Source organism: Paenibacillus sp. XY044, assembly GCF_002257645.1.
Taxonomy (GTDB): domain Bacteria; phylum Bacillota; class Bacilli; order Paenibacillales; family Paenibacillaceae; genus Paenibacillus_AQ.
This window is the reverse complement of sequence record NZ_NQMO01000013.1, coordinates 1-16,253: the sequence shown is the minus strand read 5'-3', so window position 1 is coordinate 16,253 and position 16,253 is coordinate 1. Positions and strand designations below refer to the sequence as shown.

The window sequence follows — 16,253 nt, the reverse complement described above, 5'->3', positions numbered from 1 at the left end:
GCCGTTCCTAGTTCCCCTTTCGTTCTCAATATTCCTATTATAGCCATGCGCCAAAAGGCAGTCAATTTATCAATATTTGTCGTTTTCCGATTTTACAGTATCCCTCATCTCTTTTAACACAAACAGAAAAAAAGATCCCTTTCAATCGAAAGTGGATCCTTTATATGCGGATATGGTCATAAAATTCATAAACGTCATCACTTTCAAAGAGAGTATATCGTTGACCAGCATGTAGAGCGGCGGAATCCCTTCTTTCTCGTATTTGACGCTGACGCAGTTCCAAATATCCTTGCTGGTTACATGCTCATAGCCGACGAGTCTGAATTCCTCCGCCTTGCTGCGACAGAGTGTTTCAATCGCTTCCTCCAGCTGCCTGTCGTTCATTTCCTCTGAGCTCACTCTACGGCCTCCTCTCCAATTGCCTCTTTCCACGATCCTGTTCCGGATGTCCTGTAGTCCATTGTAGCACTGATTTGTACTGTATTCGACCCCACTGCCCTTCTTTCCTTCTTTTGTCCAAATGTTACCGGAAAGGATGAATGAGTTGGGACAGGTTCAGCATATTCATAAAACAAGGTCTGACATTACCAAAAGTGGCAGCACAGCTTCGACACGGGAAGAGGGAGTGGACAATTGAACAAGCATCCTAAAAATCCAGGCATCAAAAAGCAAACCTTTATCCAAGGCACGATGATTTTGCTTGCCGCCGGCATAGTGAACCGCATTCTCGGGTTTATACCGCGCATCGCCCTGCCCCGGATCATCGGCGCCGAAGGGGTAGGGATTTACCAGCTGGGCTATCCATTTTTCCTGGTGATTATGACGCTGATTACAGGGGGCGTTCCGCTGGCGATCGCCAAGTTGGTATCGGAAGCGGAAACCGAGGGCAAACCGCAAAATTCAAAATATGTCCTACGGGTCAGCCTTGGCTTAACGGTGGGACTCAGCGTGCTGTTTATGGCCCTGTGCCTGTGGCTCGCTCCTTGGATCACAAGCACCATCATAACGGATTCCCGGGTGTACTACACCTTTGTCAGCATGACTCCTATGCTGGTCATCGTTGCCATTTCCTCGGTCTACCGCGGTTATTTCCAGGGAAGGCAGAACATGATTCCGTCCGCGACCTCTTCGATTATCGAGACCGTATTCCGGATCGTGTGCACGCTGTGGTTCGCTTATCTGCTATTGCCAAAAGGGATAGCCTATGCCGCGGCAGGTGCCATGCTTGGCGTGATGGCAGGGGAATTTTTCGGTCTGCTTGCCCTGCTGTGGCAGTTCCACAGGGACGAGAAATGGCTGTTGTCCAGACAAGCTAAAAGAGAGAAAGCCAACCAAGATGACAAAGCCGGCAAGGGAAACAATGCCGACAACCGTGTCAGCCGCGGATTGTTTGCACGCATGATTGGCATTACCGTACCGGTCACCGCCGGACGGTTGGTCGGCTCCTTCTCTTACCTGCTTGAATCGATTATTACGGCCCAGAGCCTCGCGCTCGCCGGATTCGTCACCGCCGTAGCAACCGCCCAGTATGGCGCACTGCAAGGGATGGTCATCCCGCTGCTGCTGCTTCCAGGCGTACTGACCTCATCCCTGGCGGTCTCGCTCGTGCCTTCGCTGTCCGAGGCTGCCGCCCGCAAAGACAAGCTTACCATCCACAAACGCTTAAACCAGACGATCCGGCTTGCGCTCGTGACCGGTGCCCCTTTCGCCGTCATTATGTATGTCCTGGCAGAGCCGCTGTGCCTGCTGCTGTACAACAATGCGGACATCTCCAATATGCTGCGCACGATGGCGCCGTTTGCGCTGTTTCTGTACGTTCAGGCACCGCTTCAGGCCACCCTGCAGGCGCTGGACCGGCCAAGCCGCGCTCTGCTTAACACCTTGGTCGGAGCCGTCCTCAAACTGTTCCTGATCTGGTACCTGTCCTCTCAGCCGGAGTATGGAATTTACGGGGCCGTCATCGCCATTATCATCAACAGCATCGTAGTCACGTTCCTGCACGGGTTCAGCGTCAGCCGGCTGCTCGCCTACCGTTTCCGGATGCTCGATCTGCTGAAGCTGGCGGGAGCCATGATCATCATGACAGGCATTACCCAATACGGCTATCTGCATCTGCCATTGGGAGGCATCGTTTGGATTCGCTTTTTGGCAGCCACGTTCTTAGGCATGATCGGTTTCCTGGCAGCCGTGTTTGCCTTGAAGCTGGTTTCCCTTAGAGATCTGTCCCGAATGCCCTATCTTGAAAAATGGTTCAAGCATGCCGATTCGAAAAATCCCAAGACTCCGGCCGCCTGACCTGCCTGGGATCCACCTCATTTGCGGTCGATGTAAAGCCGGCCTTTATGGTCAATGGAGCAGAGAAACACGTCTTTAAAATCTTTGATTCCCCGCTGCTGTATTTGATTCTTCAGCCAAAACCGGTTTTTGTTCAGCCGCTCCAAATTGTCGTCCTGCACCTTCCCATCCATAATCAGCGGGATCGGCAGCACGCCATAGGTAAATTTCCCGCTGGGAACAAGGATCTTTTTGCTGCGGTTTCTCGCAGAAAGCCGGGACGGATCGGCATAGGGAGTTTCGTAGACCTGACTCGGTTTGCTCTCCATCCCCAAAGAACGTGGATAGGTTGCAGTATTCCTTGCGGAGGTTGATGGATTGCCGTTACGATTCGGCTTTTCCTGGGGACCGGACAGATCGTACCTTTCTTTTTTATCGGACCTTTTGGATTTGGGAATGACGGTCAACTGCCCGGAGTTCTCCAGAATCGCAAATTCCACGTCCGCTACGTTTTCAATATTTCGACCACGCAGCTGGAGGAGCAAATCATCCAGATTATACCGATGCCTCCGCATTTCTTCACGGTTGAGCTTGCCTCCCGAAACGAGGATAGCCGGCTTTCCTTCGAATAGCAGTCGAATTTTCCGGCTCTTCAAACTTAAGAACGCAATCGTAATCTGAATCAAGACAAGTGTAGCCATCGGAAAGAGCCCGTCCGAGATCGGCCGCGACATATCTTCCAGCACAAAAACGCCGATTTCGGCGATCATGATCGAGATGACCAGGTCAAAAATGGACAGCTTCCCGATCTCCCGTTTGCCCATAATCCGGAGGGTCAGATAGATGACGAAGTACATCAGGACGGTTCGGAAAATAGGAATCAGTATATCGGATATCACGGTCACCTGCTCCTTTCAGTGCCATTCATCATGCCAATTAAGGATATTTTGACCTTTCGGCAACACGGTCATTCAGAAGCGGAAGCGATAAATTATTGGAAAAATTACTTGTACTACTGGGGCAAGCCGTCACATAAATTTACATTAAATTGTGGAACTATGAAGGGGGTTCTCTTATGCATTTGATCCGTCGCCTGTTCTCTTTTCGGATCTCCAATCCCACATTGTCGGGACTGTTTTATTCCTTTTTTTGGATGATGGTCGGGGCGCTTTTTCTTTCTTTCCTTTTGTGGTCAAGCGGCATGAAAGAGCAGAGCTTATCCCATTACATCTACGTGGTTCATGCTGTCGCCGCGGCATTTGGAGGTCTTGTATCCGGGAAGCGTTCAGGGAGACGGGGTTGGTACCAGGGAGGATTTACCGGCATTTTATACGGTCTCATGATCATCATCATCGGATTTCTGGCGCTAGACAGCCACCTTCGTCTTGGAGATCTGCTGCTGATCGCGGCCGTTGTCGCTTCGGGAGCCATCGGGGGCATGTTCGGGGTGAATTTGAAAAACAATCGTAACTTTTGATCTCTTCACATGTGCTACACTTAATGCACTTCATGAAGAGGAGGACGTCCCTACGTGTTGTATGACTCCATGAACTATATTTCGGCAGCAACGCTCGTTATGGCGATCGGGCTGATCTGGCTGGGCACCCTGCGCAACCCTCTGCGGGCCGGATGGTTGCTGATCCGGGAGTTTGGAATCAACCGCAAATTTTTGAGTCTATTCGCTTTGATGGCTGCGATTCTGCTGTTCAACAGCTACGAACTGAAAATCGAAGCAGGCATGCATTTAAAGCAGGACTTCACCCCATGGGTTTTCGGAATTGAGGGGCATTTCGTCCAGCACTGGCAGCAGTTCTTTCACAGCCCATACATTACGCCCGTATCTGTGTTTTTTTACGTGGTTGTGTTCCAATCATTACTCATCGCTTTGCTCGGAATCTTTGCTGCGGACGGGAACAAAACATTTCTCATGGCTGCCTGTATTGCCGTCATCATCAATTATACAGTGGCGATCCCGTTTTACCTCTTCTTTCCCGTGAACGAGGTTTGGTCCTTTCCGCCGTCTGGCGTGTCGTTCTACATGCTTGAGGTCTTTCCGAAATTCGAACAGGCGTACAGGCCCTTGTCCGGAATCAACAACTGCTTTCCAAGCCTGCACACTTCGATTTCCATCACCATGCTGGTGCTCGGAATCCGTTCGGGAAATCGCCGTCTGGCCCTCATGACGCTCATCAGCGCCGTCATCATCATTTTCAGCATTTTCTATCTCGGCATCCATTGGCTGACGGATTCGGTCGCCGGTACCCTGCTCGGTTTGCTTGCCTCTTCCGTCGGCATCTTCTGGGGACGGAGGCTTGCGCATCCGAAGCAGCGACAATTAAACCATATCGTGTCCGATGTGTAAGAAAAACGTCTACTCATTCAGCTCCGCTGAAATCATCTTAAAACAAAAGGCTGCACCCTTGTCCCGTAGACAAGCCGTGCAGCCTTTTGGCATCCGTAAGTATGAACATCGGCGAAAGCAGCAGAGTGACCTGCTGCTTTCGTTATGTGATGTGCCTGGTCTTACTGGAGATGTTGCCATCGATGTTGGACCGCGCATCCGGATCGTTTTAGGACGATTTCTCGGATTCACCGGCGCCCGAGCTAACCGCGTGGCTGATAGAACCACGATCGAAGGTCAGCTTCGTCACGTCGTTTACCCGCAGTACCACGATATCGTCGGTAATTTCCATAATCGTTCCGTGCAGGCCGCCGATCGTTACAACCTTATCCCCTTTCTTCAATGCGCCCAGCATGGAAGTGCGGGTTTTCTGTTTCTTTTGCTGCGGACGGATCAACAGGAAATAGAAAATCGCGAACATCAGAACGAGCGGCAGAATCAATCCCACGAGACCTCCGCCTCCAGAACCGCCGGTACCAGCTGCTAACTCAATGGATTCAAAATTGTTGAACATATGCTTTTCCCCCCTTTCAATAATCACTGCAGTTCAGCTGAAACTTAAAACCCTTTATCATTGTCATAAAGCCCGTATTGTTCAAAAAACTCATCGCGAAAATCAAGCAGCCTGTCCTCCATGATGGCCTGACGCACTTGTTTCATCAGATTGATGAGGAAATGCAGGTTGTGGTAAGTGGTCAAACGGAGTCCGAAGGTTTCATCCGCTTTGATCAAATGCCGCAGATAGGCTCTTGAATAGTTCCGGCAAGTATAGCAGTCACATGCTGGGTCAAGCGGGCCAAAATCTCTGGCGTATTGCGCATTGCGAACGACTAGCCGTCCCTGGCTGGTCATGGTCGTTCCGTTCCGGGCGATCCGTGTCGGCAGGACGCAGTCAAACATGTCCACACCCCGAATGGAGCCTTCGATCAGTGCATCCGGTGAACCCACGCCCATCAAATAGCGGGGCTTGTTGTCCGGAAGCAGCGGAACGGTATAGTCCAGCACTTCGTACATCAGCTGCTTGGACTCTCCTACGCTGAGTCCACCAATAGCATACCCCGGGAAATCCATGGAAGTCAAATCACGAGCGCTCTGTTTGCGCAAGTCTTCATACATACCACCTTGAACGATAGCAAACAGCCCCTGATCATGCGGTCTGGCATGGCTGTTCAGGCAGCGCTCGGCCCAGCGGGTCGTGCGTTCCAAGGACTTCTTGACATAATCGTATTCGGCCGGATAAGGCGGGCATTCATCAAAGGCCATCATGATGTCCGAACCAAGCGCGTTCTGGATTTCCATGGCCACCTCCGGCGACAGAAACAGCTTGTCTCCGTTTAGATGGGAACGGAAATGCACACCTTCCTCGGTAATTTTGCGCATCTCGCTCAAGCTGAACACCTGAAATCCGCCGCTATCCGTCAGAATCGGACGGTCCCAGTTCATGAAGCGGTGCAGTCCACCGGCTTCGCGGATAATGTCATGACCCGGGCGCAGGAACAGATGATACGTGTTGCTCAAAATGATTTGCGCGTTCATCGCCTTCAGCTCTTCCGGACTCATCGTCTTGACCGTGGCCAGCGTTCCTACCGGCATAAAGGTCGGTGTCTCGATCACGCCGTGCGGCGTATGCACCCGCCCCAGCCGGGCTCCGGATTGCTTGCACGTTTTAATATGTTCATAAGTAATTGCTGCTGCCATTGTTTAATACCATCCTCTTATATGCCGATCAACCGGTCTTAATAGATAAACATCGCATCACCGAAGCTGAAGAAACGGTACCTTTCCTTCACGGCCTCCGTGTATGCGTTCAAAATATGCTCCCGTCCAGCCAGCGCGCTGACCAGCATGACCAGCGTCGACTTCGGCAGGTGGAAATTGGTGATCAAAGCGTTCACGACTTTAAATGTATATCCCGGGTATATAAAAATATCGGTCCAACCGCTGCAGGCTTCGAGCAGGCCGCCTTCAAAGCGGGTCCCGATCGTCTCAAGCGTCCGGCAGGAGGTGGTCCCTACTGCAACGATTCTTCCCCCGCGGGCTTTGGCCGCGTTCAGGATGTCCGCTGTCTCCTGGGTCACCGAGTAATATTCCGCATGCATGACATGGTCCTCCACCCGCTCAACCGACATCGGCCGGAAAGTGCCTAAACCGACATGAAGCGTAATGAAAGTGACCGTCACGCCTTTGGCACGGATTTGATCCAGCAGTTCCTCGGTAAAATGAAGCCCTGCGGTCGGGGCTGCGGCGGAACCCTCATGCTTGGAATAGACCGTCTGGTAGCGCTCCTTGTCGTCGAGCTTCTCCTTGATATAAGGCGGGAGCGGCATTTGGCCAAGCCGGTCGAGGATCTCCTGAAAAATCCCTTGGTAGGTAAAGGTCAGCTTCCGCTCACCCATCTCCCCTTCATCCTCAATCACAGCCTGAAGCTCGTCGCCGAACCGGATCACGCTGCCCTTTTTCAGCTTTTTCCCAGGCTTTACGAGCGCCTCCCAAGTGTCTCCCTGCAAATTTTTCAGGAGAAGCACCTCGGCTTTGGCACCCGTTTCTTCTTTCACGCCGAACAATCTCGCCGGAATGACCCGGGTATCGTTAAGAACCAGCGTATCGCCGGGCTGCAGCTCGTCTACGATGTCTTTGAAGGTTCGGTGGGCGATCGATCCATCCTGCTTGTTTAACGTTAATAGACGGGATGCCGTCCGTTCCTGTAAAGGGGTTTGTGCGATTAATTCTTCTGGTAAATCAAAATCATATAAGTCTACATTCATCTGGTCGTCATTCCTTAACAATAGTTACATTCTGATAATAGTGTTTCAAAATGTCCTGGTACCCATACCCGGCGTCCGCCATTCCTTTAGCTCCCCACTGGGAGAGTCCAAGGCCATGGCCGTTGCCGCGTCCCACAAAGAAAAACGCTTCCCCGGCTTCGATCCGGCGCGCCTTCGAATCCCCGTTCATAACGATCGTGCCTTTTCCGGCGATGGAAGAGGTTCCTGAAGCGGAAATGACCGACGTGTCGGATGCGCCGGAAACCTTCGTCGTTGTCCCGTTTGCGCTTAGTACAGTATAGCTTCCTGTAGGTACAATATCAAACAATGTGCTTGGCAGACCGTTCAAAGCCGAACGGAACATATCCGGGTATTTGACGTCCAGAATCTGCCCGTTGGCCTTAATTTGAATAGCCCGTCCGGACGGCCCCCGCTTGGTGACCTCAAGCGTACTGATCGTGGATGGAGCCGCCGTCGACGTTTTTCCTTTCAACGTGCTGACCAGCTCGGCCGATGTATACGGTCCCCGAACCCAGTCGTAGGTTCCTGATTCCTTCACCTTCTCCAAAACGACGGCGGTATCGCCGGGATTCATCTGAGCGGCTGGCTCAACGTTCGATTGAATGAGCGGAAGCGGGCGCACGTTGGTGCTCTTGGTCGTCACCGTGACTTTCGCAAGTCCGGCAGCCGTTGCCGTTCCCAGTTCCTTGACATTGTCTTCTCTGACATAACCCGTAATTCCATTGCTGAGAAGAACGTGGTACCAGGCTTTAGCCCCGTTTTGCGCGGCGACGTCTTCCTTACTGTCCACGGTGGCGAAAGCATCTCCCCCGCTGTTCCATACCTCGGTCGGGTCGGCCGTTGCCCCCCCGGAATTGGAAGAGAATACAGCCTCGACGACTTTGCCGTTCTGCATCAGCACTTCGCCCTGTGTAGCATCTACGGCACCAATGACGCTTGGCGCCTCGGATGAAATTCCGTTATAAGCCTGGCTGAGCGTCGTATCGACGACATCGGCCACCTTGAACTTTTCGCTGCTGCCGATCTGGAAAGACGCATAGCTGCGCGCAGCCACAGCCTGGGCTTTGAGCGATTCCTCCGGCCAGGATGAAGGCACTTCGCCGCCAACGACCGCATAGAGATATTGTTCAAAAGGCAGCTCGTTCACGAGCGCCAACTGGCCGTTCACCATGCTGATCTCCATGCTGCCCCGGTATGTACGCCCCGATCTTTCCGACACTTTGATTTGGTCTCCGCTGCTGTTGATCCAGCCTTTGGCATCGTTCCCGCTGACCTCGATGTGTTTCACCGCGGCGGAGCTTCCCGGGCTGCTCCCCGCATCGCTGCGGATGATCAGCGCTGGCTGCGATGCATCCACCTCCGACAGGGTGGCCGCCGTAAGCTTCGTGCTTACCGCGCTGCGCACCGCCGCCAGTCCGGATGCGTCTGCCGCCTCGCCGACCCATACGGCGTAACTGCCGCCGGCTCCGCCCGGCTGAACCGCCACGAACGCATCGACGCCGGCTGCCTGGATTTGCTGCGCTGCAGCCGCCGCTTCAGCCTCCGATGCATAAGCCCCTGCCGACAAGTGATTGCCGCCTGTCACGACCGGAGTCTGCCCGTTCAACTGTCCCGCAGCCGTCTTGGCTGTCCGCGTAGCCGCATCTTTGGCTGCCTGCTGGCTTGCATACATGCCGGTATACACCTGGTATACGGTGCCGGTGCCTGTCGATGCGGCGAATATGACCGGCTTGTCGGCCGTCGCGTTCAATTTCTTATAAGCATCCTCTGCCGTTTTGGCATCCGAGGTGGCGAGTACTTTCACGCGGAATCCATCCACGCTGAATTTTGCCATCTCGTTAGCGCCAAAGGACACAAGAGCCGAAGCCCCCGAAGAAGCCGATAACCCTGCAGACCATGACTGTCCCGATGACAGCGTGACGACAGGCGTCGTTGATTTATAAGTACTGCCGAGGTCAAGGAACAAGCCCACGCGGATTTGATCCGGGCTCGTACCCTCGGCGGCTGACGTCACCGCCGGCAGCTGCAGGACACCTGTTGCCAGCACGGCAGCCAAAAGCCCCTTGCTCCCCCAAGAGCAAGCTTTCGTTCTCCACCAATTTCCCACTCGTCATTCTCCTCCCGCTTCTGTCTGAAAAATGTGTTCGAACCATTTTAAACCAGTCAGCCTAGCACAAATTACTGGTCGGTCGGCATCGGCAGACCCAAATGCTGATATCCCGCAGCCGTCACCATTCTTCCCCGTGGTGTCCGCTGAAGAAATCCGATCTGCAGCAAGTATGGCTCATATACGTCTTCGATCGTCTGGCTCTCCTCGCCGATGGTGGCCGCAATCGTATCGAGGCCGACCGGACCGCCCCGGAAGCTCGTGATCATGGCATGCAGCATTTTATAATCGATCTGGTCCAATCCTTTCGGATCGACCTGCAGCATCTTCAGCGACTCTTCCGCGATGGCCGGCGTAATCATGCCGTCTCCGCGGACCTGGGCAAAATCCCTTACCCGGCGCAGCAGGCGGTTCGCAATCCGCGGCGTCCCCCTGGATCTAAGGGCGATCTCGTCGGCTGCATCCCCAATAATTTCGATGCCGAGAATGTCGGCACCCCTGGAGACGATGTAGCTGAGCTCGTCCACCGTATAAAACTCGAGGCGGCTGACGACGCCAAAGCGGTCCCGCAGCGGTGCGGACAGCAGCCCGGCCCGTGTTGTCGCTCCGATCAAGGTGAACGGAGGCAGATCCAGCCGCACAGACCTTGCACTCGGCCCTTTACCGATCATGATGTCCAGCGCGAAATCCTCCATCGCCGGATACAGCACTTCCTCCACCGTCCGGTGCAGACGGTGGATTTCGTCGATGAACAGCACGTCCCCTTCCTGGAGATTCGTCAGCAGCGCCGCCAGGTCTCCTGGCCGCTCAATCGCCGGCCCCGACGTCGTCCGCAGGTTCACGCCCAGTTCATTGGCTATGATATTGGCCAGCGTCGTCTTGCCGAGTCCCGGAGGCCCGTACAGCAGGACGTGATCCAGCGCTTCATTGCGCATTTTGGCTGCTTCGATATAAATCTTCAGGTTTTCCTTCACCTGGTTCTGCCCGATATATTCTGCAAGATAACGCGGACGCAGGCTAAGCTCCACCGCCTGGTCCTCCATCATCAGGTTTGCCGATATGATACGGTCATCCATTGCTATCGCTCCTCTTGTAACGCCCGCTTACCATAACTATCCCGCATAGAGCTGCTTGAGCGCCCGTTTCATTAAAATGTCCACCGAATCCCCAAACGCCGTGTCATCCTTGATCTTGTGCCATACCCGGTCCAGCTCCACGTCGGTATAACCGAGCGCCTTGAGGCCCTCCCTCGCTTCGGACCAAGCCGATCCATCGCCTTCAACCGGTTCAGGCACCGCAAACAACCCAGTCGCCAGGGCAGCCGTACCGAAGCCGTCCAGCTTGTCCTTCAGGTCCAGAATCATGCGCTGAGCGGTCTTCTTGCCGATCCCCGGCAGCTTGGTCAAGAACGTAATGTTCTCCTGATAAATGGCCGTCACCACATGATCCGGCGTGCCCCCGCCGAGAATGCCCAAAGCCACCTTTGGGCCGATCCCCGACACATCGATCAGCTTGCGGAACAACTGCTGCTCCTCACGCGTCGGAAAGCCGAACAGCAGAATAGCGTCTTCCCTTACATGGTGGTGGGTGTACACCGTGACCGGACCATCCGTCTTGGCAAAGACAAAAGGGTTCGGGCAAAATACCCGGTACCCTACTCCCTGCACGTCAAGCACAATGTACTCATTCTCCAGATGGACCACGGGTCCTCTCAAAAAATCGATCATTTTCTCAATACCTCATTTATTCTGGAATTTAACGTGTACGAATGGGCGTGGCAGATCGCCACGGCCAGCGCGTCGGCCACATCGTCCGGCTTGGGCACCGCCTGCAGCTTCAGAAACATGCGAACCATTTCCTGCACCTGTTTCTTCTCCGCTTTGCCGTATCCCACGATCGCTTGCTTCACCTGCATCGGGGTGTACTCGGCGATAGGCAGCCCCCGCTGCGTCGCCGCCAGAATCAGGACGCCTCGCGCCTGACTGACGGACATAGCCGTCGTGACGTTTCTATTAAAAAACAATTTCTCGAAAGCTACGGCTTCCGGCTGATACTTATCAATAAGCTGAAGCATCGCCTCATAGACGTGCAGCAGCCTTTCCTCATCAGGTGTATGGGCTTCCGTCTGAATCGATCCATATTGAACCGGAGTTACCTTGCTGCCGTTTTTATCGACAAATCCGAATCCGACGATCGCAATCCCCGGGTCAATTCCTAAAATTCGCAAGTCGTTTCTCTCCCTTGGCATAAAGCGAACATATGTATTCGTTCACTTCATTATAATGTAAAACTTCATACCAAGTCTATGATTCTACCAAAAGAGGTATGCCTGCATCCGGGCCTGACTAAACAGACCCTGTCTCTGAGGAATTGAAGGTCCGGACGAGTTCGTTAATAAAAGCAAGCATCGCCGTGCTCAAATACGTCTGCTTCCGGTATACGATGCCAACCTTTTTCTGGGGGACGGGATCAACGACCGGGATGGTGCGGATCGACGGATCGGATCCTTGCATGAGGTAGGACTTCGGGAGAATGGTCGCGCCGACCCCGAGCCGGACCATCTGCAGCATGGAGTCCATCGTCGACAGCTCAAACGCCGGTTGAAGCTGCACCCCCGCTTGAATGCTGTAGCTGTCCACCATTTGACGAACCAGAAACTTTTCCGGAAAAAGAATCAGCGGCACCTCTGTCAACTGGTCCAGTTTTACGGCTTCCAGGGCCGCCAGCGGATGCTGCTCCGCCACAGCTAGGCACAGTTCTTCGGTATAGAGCTCTTTGCTGACCAGCTGCTCATCCTCCAGCGGGAGAAAAACAACGCCCAGATCCAGCTTGTTGGCCAGCAGACCGGCCCTCGTTTCCTCCGTCGCCAGCTCTAATACCGAGATCGAAATGCCCGGCAGCTTCTGGTGAAAAGAAATCAGCGTCCTTGTCAGCAGATGGTTGCCTGAGCAGCCGATCGTCAGCCTCCCCCGCTGCATCCCTTTCAGTTCGTTGATTTCCGACTGCGCCTGTTCCAGCTCATGAAAAATGTTCAGCGCGTGATCCCTTAGCGTTTGTCCCGCTTCGGTCAAATAATTTCGCTTTCCGATCCTTTGAAAAAGGGGGGTTCCCACCCTTTCCTCGAGCAGACGGATTTGCTGGCTGAGCGTCGGTTGGCTAATACCCAACTGGACGGCCGCTTTCGTAAAATGAAGCTCATCGCATACGGCAAGAAAATATTCGAGCAGGCGGAAATCCATAAGCGTCCCCCTTTACCTAAACAATAGCTAATAACTATTATTTTAATTGATAACATTGAATTGACCAATTATTTTTTATTCCCTATAGTGAGAATAATAAATTTTTACAGATGAGGTGAGCGCGGTAATGAAACAAGAGATAAGTATCCGGTTAACGACCGAGCCAAAGACACAGCCGGACAGCGGGGAGCTTGGCTTCGGCAAATATTTTACGGACCATATGTTTCTGATGGATTATACGCTGGACCAAGGATGGCATGATCCGCGAATCATTCCTTATGCCCCGCTGCAGATGGACCCGGCTGCGATGGTATTCCATTACGGGCAGGCGGTGTTCGAAGGTCTGAAAGCATACCACACTTCATCCGGCGAGATCCTTCTGTTCCGGCCGGACAAAAACATGAAGCGGCTGAACCGCTCCAACGAACGTTTGGGCATTCCCGAAGTGTCGGAGGACTTTGTCATTGAAGCGATCCGCACCCTCATTCATGTCGATCGTGCCTGGATCCCTTCGGCTCCGGGAACATCACTCTACATCCGCCCTTTTATCATCGCCAATGAAGCTTGTCTCGGCGTCAGAGAATCCCACACCTATCAGCTGATCATCATTCTTTCGCCTGTAGGCGCTTACTACGCGGGCGGGCTTGCCCCGGTTAAAATTAATGTGGAGAGTTCCTATACCCGTGCCGTGCAGGGCGGAATCGGGCATGCGAAGGCGGCTGGCAATTACGCCGCAAGCATCAAGGCCCAAAGCAATGCCAAAAATGGCGGTTACTCTCAGGTGCTGTGGCTCGATGCGCTGGAAAAGAAGTACATCGAAGAGGTCGGCAGCATGAATATCTTTTTCAAAATCGGCGGAAAAGCGATCACCCCGGCCATTAACGGCAGCATACTGGAAGGTGTGACTCGCGCCTCGGTTCTGGAACTGCTAGGCAGCTGGAACATCCCCGTGGAAGAGCGGAAAATATCGATTGAGGAAATTTTTGAAGCGAATGCCAGGGGCGAATTGGAAGAAGTATTCGGTACGGGTACTGCAGCTGTCATTTCCCCTGTCGGCGAGTTATATTGGAATGACCGGCAAATCCTCATTAACGACCGCCAAATCGGTCCATTGTCGCAAAAGCTGTATGACACCCTCACAGGGATTCAGACCGGCCGTCTTCCAGATCCATTGAAATGGACGATGACCGTGTAAATCCGGGTTCATAACAAAAAATGCAAAAAAGCTTTCCCGTTTGCCTCATTTGCAGGCAGGAAAGCTTTTTTATGTTGGGTTCCGTTACATTTTCCGAAAATGCCTTACAAAAAACAGGACGCGGTACAGTAAGATGTTTACCCCTTCCGGGCGTAGTCGCTGAACGTGGACAGCACACTGTTATACTCGTCAATGTCCTGTACCCGAATGCCGTCATATAGCTGCTTCACCGCTCCGTCCGGCAGGGAGGATTCCATGGAGTTGATGTCCAATTGGAAAAAGGTTCTAATGACCTTTTCATGTGTCGGCGGACCCTCGAACAAGGTCAGATTCCCATCCTTGTCGAGGCTGATGTAAGCCTGTTCCTTGCAGGTCGGGGAAAGGTCCGAAATGGTTTCCTGAAACAGGATTTCCCCCTTTTCGATAAACTCGCCTTTCCAGCTTGGATGCTCATTCATAAGGTTGTAGATTTCATCGCTGTTCAGTCCTCCGAGCACCTGCTCTTCCTCACCGCATATATAAACCTGGCGAACGGTCACTTCGTTGGTGCCTTTGGTTTGATTCAGCGTCTTCCAAAATTCCGAATTATCTACGGTGTCATCGGAACCTTCCGTTTGCTCATAATATTGAAGCGTTTCAATGGCCACCGGCGGTTTCGTGCTGAGCAGGCTCTGCACTTGATGCGGCAAATAAGATCCCAGCCAGACCAAGACAACCATTAACGAAGAGAGCCCCAGCGTCAACGCCCTGCGTCTCCATCGTCTCCATTGCTTTTGTATTTTCTTTTTGATTCGCGCTGCATTCACGGTAATCCCCTTCTATTCTCTATCTTTTTTTCTTTATTGTGACCGGGGAAATACCAAATTATACAGCAAAAAACCACCGAATGATTTTCGGTGGTTGATTCAATCGGGACGACACGATTTGAACATGCGACCCCCTGGTCCCAAACCAGGTGCTCTACCAAGCTGAGCTACGTCCCGTTATCTATATGAAAATGTTAAAATGCCGGTGAAGGGACTCGAACCCCCACGGTTTCCCTCACGATTTTGAGTCGCGCGCGTCTGCCAATTCCGCCACACCGGCTCGGTATATCATAAGTACGCGCCCTAAGAGATTCGAACTCCTGACCTTTTGATTCGTAGTCAAACGCTCTATCCAGCTGAGCTAAGGGCGCCGGTAAGGCAAAAAAAATGGAGCGGACGACGGGAATCGAACCCGCGACCCTCGCCTTGGCAAGGCGATGCTCTACCGCTGAGCCACGTCCGCAAAACCAAAAATAAAACTGGTGAGCCATGAAGGACTCGAACCTTCGACACCCTGATTAAAAGTCAGGTGCTCTACCAACTGAGCTAATGGCTCTCAATACAACGGAATTTTCATTCCTGAGCAAAGTAAAATGGCGGAACCGACGGGATACTCTCTCTTCGTTCGAGACTGCGATGCAGCGCTAACGAAGTGAATGCTTCGACGAACCCGTTATTTCGGATTCTCATCCCTTGAAGCAATTTAAAATGGCGGAACCGACGGGATTCGAACCCGCGATCTCCTGCGTGACAGGCAGGCATGTTAGGCCTCTACACCACGGTTCCACGGCCTTTTGAATCTCCATATTAAGGAGATAATTGCGGGGGCAGGACTTGAACCTGCGACCTTCGGGTTATGAGCCCGACGAGCTACCGGACTGCTCCACCCCGCGTCATTAAAAAATCATTTATTTTCTTTTGAAAATCATGGTGGAGGCTGAGGGGATCGAACCCCCGACCCTCTGCTTGTAAGGCAGATGCTCTCCCAGCTGAGCTAAGCCTCCATAATCATTTGTAACTTACAATGGATTCTCATCCCGATGCTAATAAGAAAGTGACCCGTATGGGATTCGAACCCATGTTACCTCCGTGAAAGGGAGGTGTCTTAACCCCTTGACCAACGGGCCGTGCTATTCAAATCCAAGCTGGCGGAGAGAGAGGGATTCGAACCCTCGAGACGCTTTTGGCGCCTACACGATTTCCAATCGTGCTCCTTCGGCCAACTCGGACACCTCTCCATAAATGGCTCCCCGAACAGGACTCGAACCTGTGACAACTCGATTAACAGTCGAGTGCTCTACCAACTGAGCTATCAGGGAATATGTATCGCTTGGCAACGTCCTACTCTCCCAGGACCCTTCGGTCCAAGTACCATCGGCGCTGGAGGGCTTAACGGTCGTGTTCGGGATGGGTACGCGTGGAACCCCTCCGCTATCGCCACCAAA

Annotated in this window: 15 protein-coding genes, 11 tRNA genes and 1 rRNA gene; 4 read left to right on the top strand and 23 right to left on the bottom strand. The window is 53.0% G+C overall.

Annotated features, from left to right (window positions below):
• Window positions 1-141 precede the first annotated feature (141 nt).
• Window positions 142-384 (bottom strand): post-transcriptional regulator, encoded by a 243-nt coding sequence (locus tag CJP46_RS32360; protein ID WP_373558065.1) that lies wholly within the window; start codon window positions 382-384, stop codon window positions 142-144.
• Between the two features lie 276 nt (window positions 385-660).
• Between CJP46_RS32360 and spoVB the strand changes: the two genes are divergently transcribed.
• Window positions 661-2,295: a stage V sporulation protein B gene (gene spoVB, locus CJP46_RS32355; RefSeq protein WP_094599859.1), complete on the top strand. Its 1,635-nt coding sequence runs from the start codon at window positions 661-663 to the stop codon at window positions 2,293-2,295.
• Between the two features lie 17 nt (window positions 2,296-2,312).
• On the opposite strand, the gene CJP46_RS32350 is transcribed toward spoVB, so the two are convergent.
• Entirely contained in the window at window positions 2,313-3,173 is an 861-nt protein-coding gene (locus CJP46_RS32350; RefSeq protein WP_373558063.1) for a YetF domain-containing protein, read from the bottom strand.
• 176 nt (window positions 3,174-3,349) lie between these two features.
• Between CJP46_RS32350 and CJP46_RS32345 the strand changes: the two genes are divergently transcribed.
• Window positions 3,350-3,751, top strand: a complete 402-nt coding sequence (locus tag CJP46_RS32345) for a TIGR04086 family membrane protein (RefSeq protein ID WP_094599750.1) — start codon at window positions 3,350-3,352, stop codon at window positions 3,749-3,751.
• Between the two features lie 54 nt (window positions 3,752-3,805).
• A complete protein-coding gene (locus CJP46_RS32340) occupies window positions 3,806-4,636 on the top strand; it encodes a phosphatase PAP2 family protein (protein ID WP_094599749.1) in 831 nt (276 codons plus the stop codon).
• Between the two features lie 208 nt (window positions 4,637-4,844).
• Here the strand turns inward: CJP46_RS32340 and yajC are convergent, their stop codons facing one another.
• The 8 genes from yajC to CJP46_RS32300 all read right to left on the bottom strand — a co-directional run bounded on the left by yajC (window position 4,845) and on the right by CJP46_RS32300 (window position 12,807).
• A complete protein-coding gene (gene yajC, locus CJP46_RS32335) occupies window positions 4,845-5,189 on the bottom strand; it encodes a preprotein translocase subunit YajC (protein ID WP_094599748.1) in 345 nt (114 codons plus the stop codon).
• A 44-nt stretch (window positions 5,190-5,233) separates the two neighbouring features.
• Window positions 5,234-6,373, bottom strand: coding sequence for a tRNA guanosine(34) transglycosylase Tgt (gene tgt, locus CJP46_RS32330; RefSeq protein ID WP_094599747.1), 1,140 nt, complete (start codon window positions 6,371-6,373; stop codon window positions 5,234-5,236).
• A gap of 38 nt (window positions 6,374-6,411) precedes the next feature.
• On the bottom strand, window positions 6,412-7,440 hold the full coding sequence (gene queA, locus CJP46_RS32325) for a tRNA preQ1(34) S-adenosylmethionine ribosyltransferase-isomerase QueA (RefSeq protein ID WP_094599746.1): 1,029 nt from the start codon (window positions 7,438-7,440) through the stop codon (window positions 6,412-6,414).
• A gap of 7 nt (window positions 7,441-7,447) precedes the next feature.
• Window positions 7,448-9,568 carry a SpoIID/LytB domain-containing protein gene (locus tag CJP46_RS32320; RefSeq protein ID WP_094599745.1) on the bottom strand — a complete coding sequence of 707 codons (2,121 nt, stop codon included), beginning with the start codon at window positions 9,566-9,568 and terminating at the stop codon, window positions 7,448-7,450.
• Between the two features lie 71 nt (window positions 9,569-9,639).
• Window positions 9,640-10,644: a Holliday junction branch migration DNA helicase RuvB gene (gene ruvB, locus CJP46_RS32315; RefSeq protein ID WP_076176979.1), complete on the bottom strand. Its 1,005-nt coding sequence runs from the start codon at window positions 10,642-10,644 to the stop codon at window positions 9,640-9,642.
• A 36-nt stretch (window positions 10,645-10,680) separates the two neighbouring features.
• Window positions 10,681-11,295, bottom strand: a complete 615-nt coding sequence (gene ruvA / locus CJP46_RS32310; RefSeq protein ID WP_094599744.1) for a Holliday junction branch migration protein RuvA — start codon at window positions 11,293-11,295, stop codon at window positions 10,681-10,683.
• Window positions 11,292-11,795, bottom strand: coding sequence for a crossover junction endodeoxyribonuclease RuvC (gene ruvC / locus CJP46_RS32305; RefSeq protein WP_094599743.1), 504 nt, complete (start codon window positions 11,793-11,795; stop codon window positions 11,292-11,294). The genes ruvA and ruvC overlap by 4 nt, the downstream gene beginning before the upstream one ends.
• A 118-nt stretch (window positions 11,796-11,913) precedes the next feature.
• Window positions 11,914-12,807 (bottom strand): LysR family transcriptional regulator, encoded by an 894-nt coding sequence (locus tag CJP46_RS32300; protein WP_094599742.1) that lies wholly within the window; start codon window positions 12,805-12,807, stop codon window positions 11,914-11,916.
• A 127-nt stretch (window positions 12,808-12,934) separates the two neighbouring features.
• Here CJP46_RS32300 and CJP46_RS32295 point away from each other — a divergent pair, with 127 nt between their 5' ends.
• Window positions 12,935-14,002, top strand: coding sequence for a branched-chain amino acid aminotransferase (locus tag CJP46_RS32295; RefSeq protein ID WP_094599741.1), 1,068 nt, complete (start codon window positions 12,935-12,937; stop codon window positions 14,000-14,002).
• A 137-nt stretch (window positions 14,003-14,139) separates the two neighbouring features.
• Here the strand turns inward: CJP46_RS32295 and CJP46_RS32290 are convergent, their stop codons facing one another.
• The 13 genes from CJP46_RS32290 to rrf form a co-directional block, all read right to left on the bottom strand.
• Window positions 14,140-14,808, bottom strand: a complete 669-nt coding sequence (locus tag CJP46_RS32290; RefSeq protein ID WP_256992637.1) for a BofC C-terminal domain-containing protein — start codon at window positions 14,806-14,808, stop codon at window positions 14,140-14,142.
• A gap of 103 nt (window positions 14,809-14,911) precedes the next feature.
• Window positions 14,912-14,985: transfer RNA gene (locus CJP46_RS32285), tRNA-Pro, on the bottom strand.
• A gap of 23 nt (window positions 14,986-15,008) precedes the next feature.
• Window positions 15,009-15,088: transfer RNA gene (locus tag CJP46_RS32280), tRNA-Leu, on the bottom strand.
• A 17-nt stretch (window positions 15,089-15,105) separates the two neighbouring features.
• Window positions 15,106-15,179: transfer RNA gene (locus CJP46_RS32275), tRNA-Arg, on the bottom strand.
• A gap of 17 nt (window positions 15,180-15,196) precedes the next feature.
• A tRNA-Gly gene (locus tag CJP46_RS32270) sits at window positions 15,197-15,271 on the bottom strand.
• Between the two features lie 17 nt (window positions 15,272-15,288).
• Window positions 15,289-15,364: transfer RNA gene (locus CJP46_RS32265), tRNA-Lys, on the bottom strand.
• 153 nt (window positions 15,365-15,517) lie between these two features.
• A tRNA-Asp gene (locus CJP46_RS32260) sits at window positions 15,518-15,594 on the bottom strand.
• A 33-nt stretch (window positions 15,595-15,627) separates the two neighbouring features.
• A tRNA-Met gene (locus CJP46_RS32255) sits at window positions 15,628-15,701 on the bottom strand.
• A gap of 35 nt (window positions 15,702-15,736) precedes the next feature.
• A tRNA-Val gene (locus CJP46_RS32250) sits at window positions 15,737-15,812 on the bottom strand.
• Between the two features lie 51 nt (window positions 15,813-15,863).
• Window positions 15,864-15,935 (bottom strand) — tRNA-Glu (locus CJP46_RS32245).
• A 19-nt stretch (window positions 15,936-15,954) separates the two neighbouring features.
• A tRNA-Ser gene (locus CJP46_RS32240) sits at window positions 15,955-16,046 on the bottom strand.
• Window positions 16,047-16,051: 5 nt separating this feature from the next.
• Window positions 16,052-16,127 (bottom strand) — tRNA-Asn (locus CJP46_RS32235).
• Window positions 16,128-16,136: 9 nt separating this feature from the next.
• Window positions 16,137-16,253 (bottom strand): 5S ribosomal RNA (gene rrf / locus CJP46_RS32230).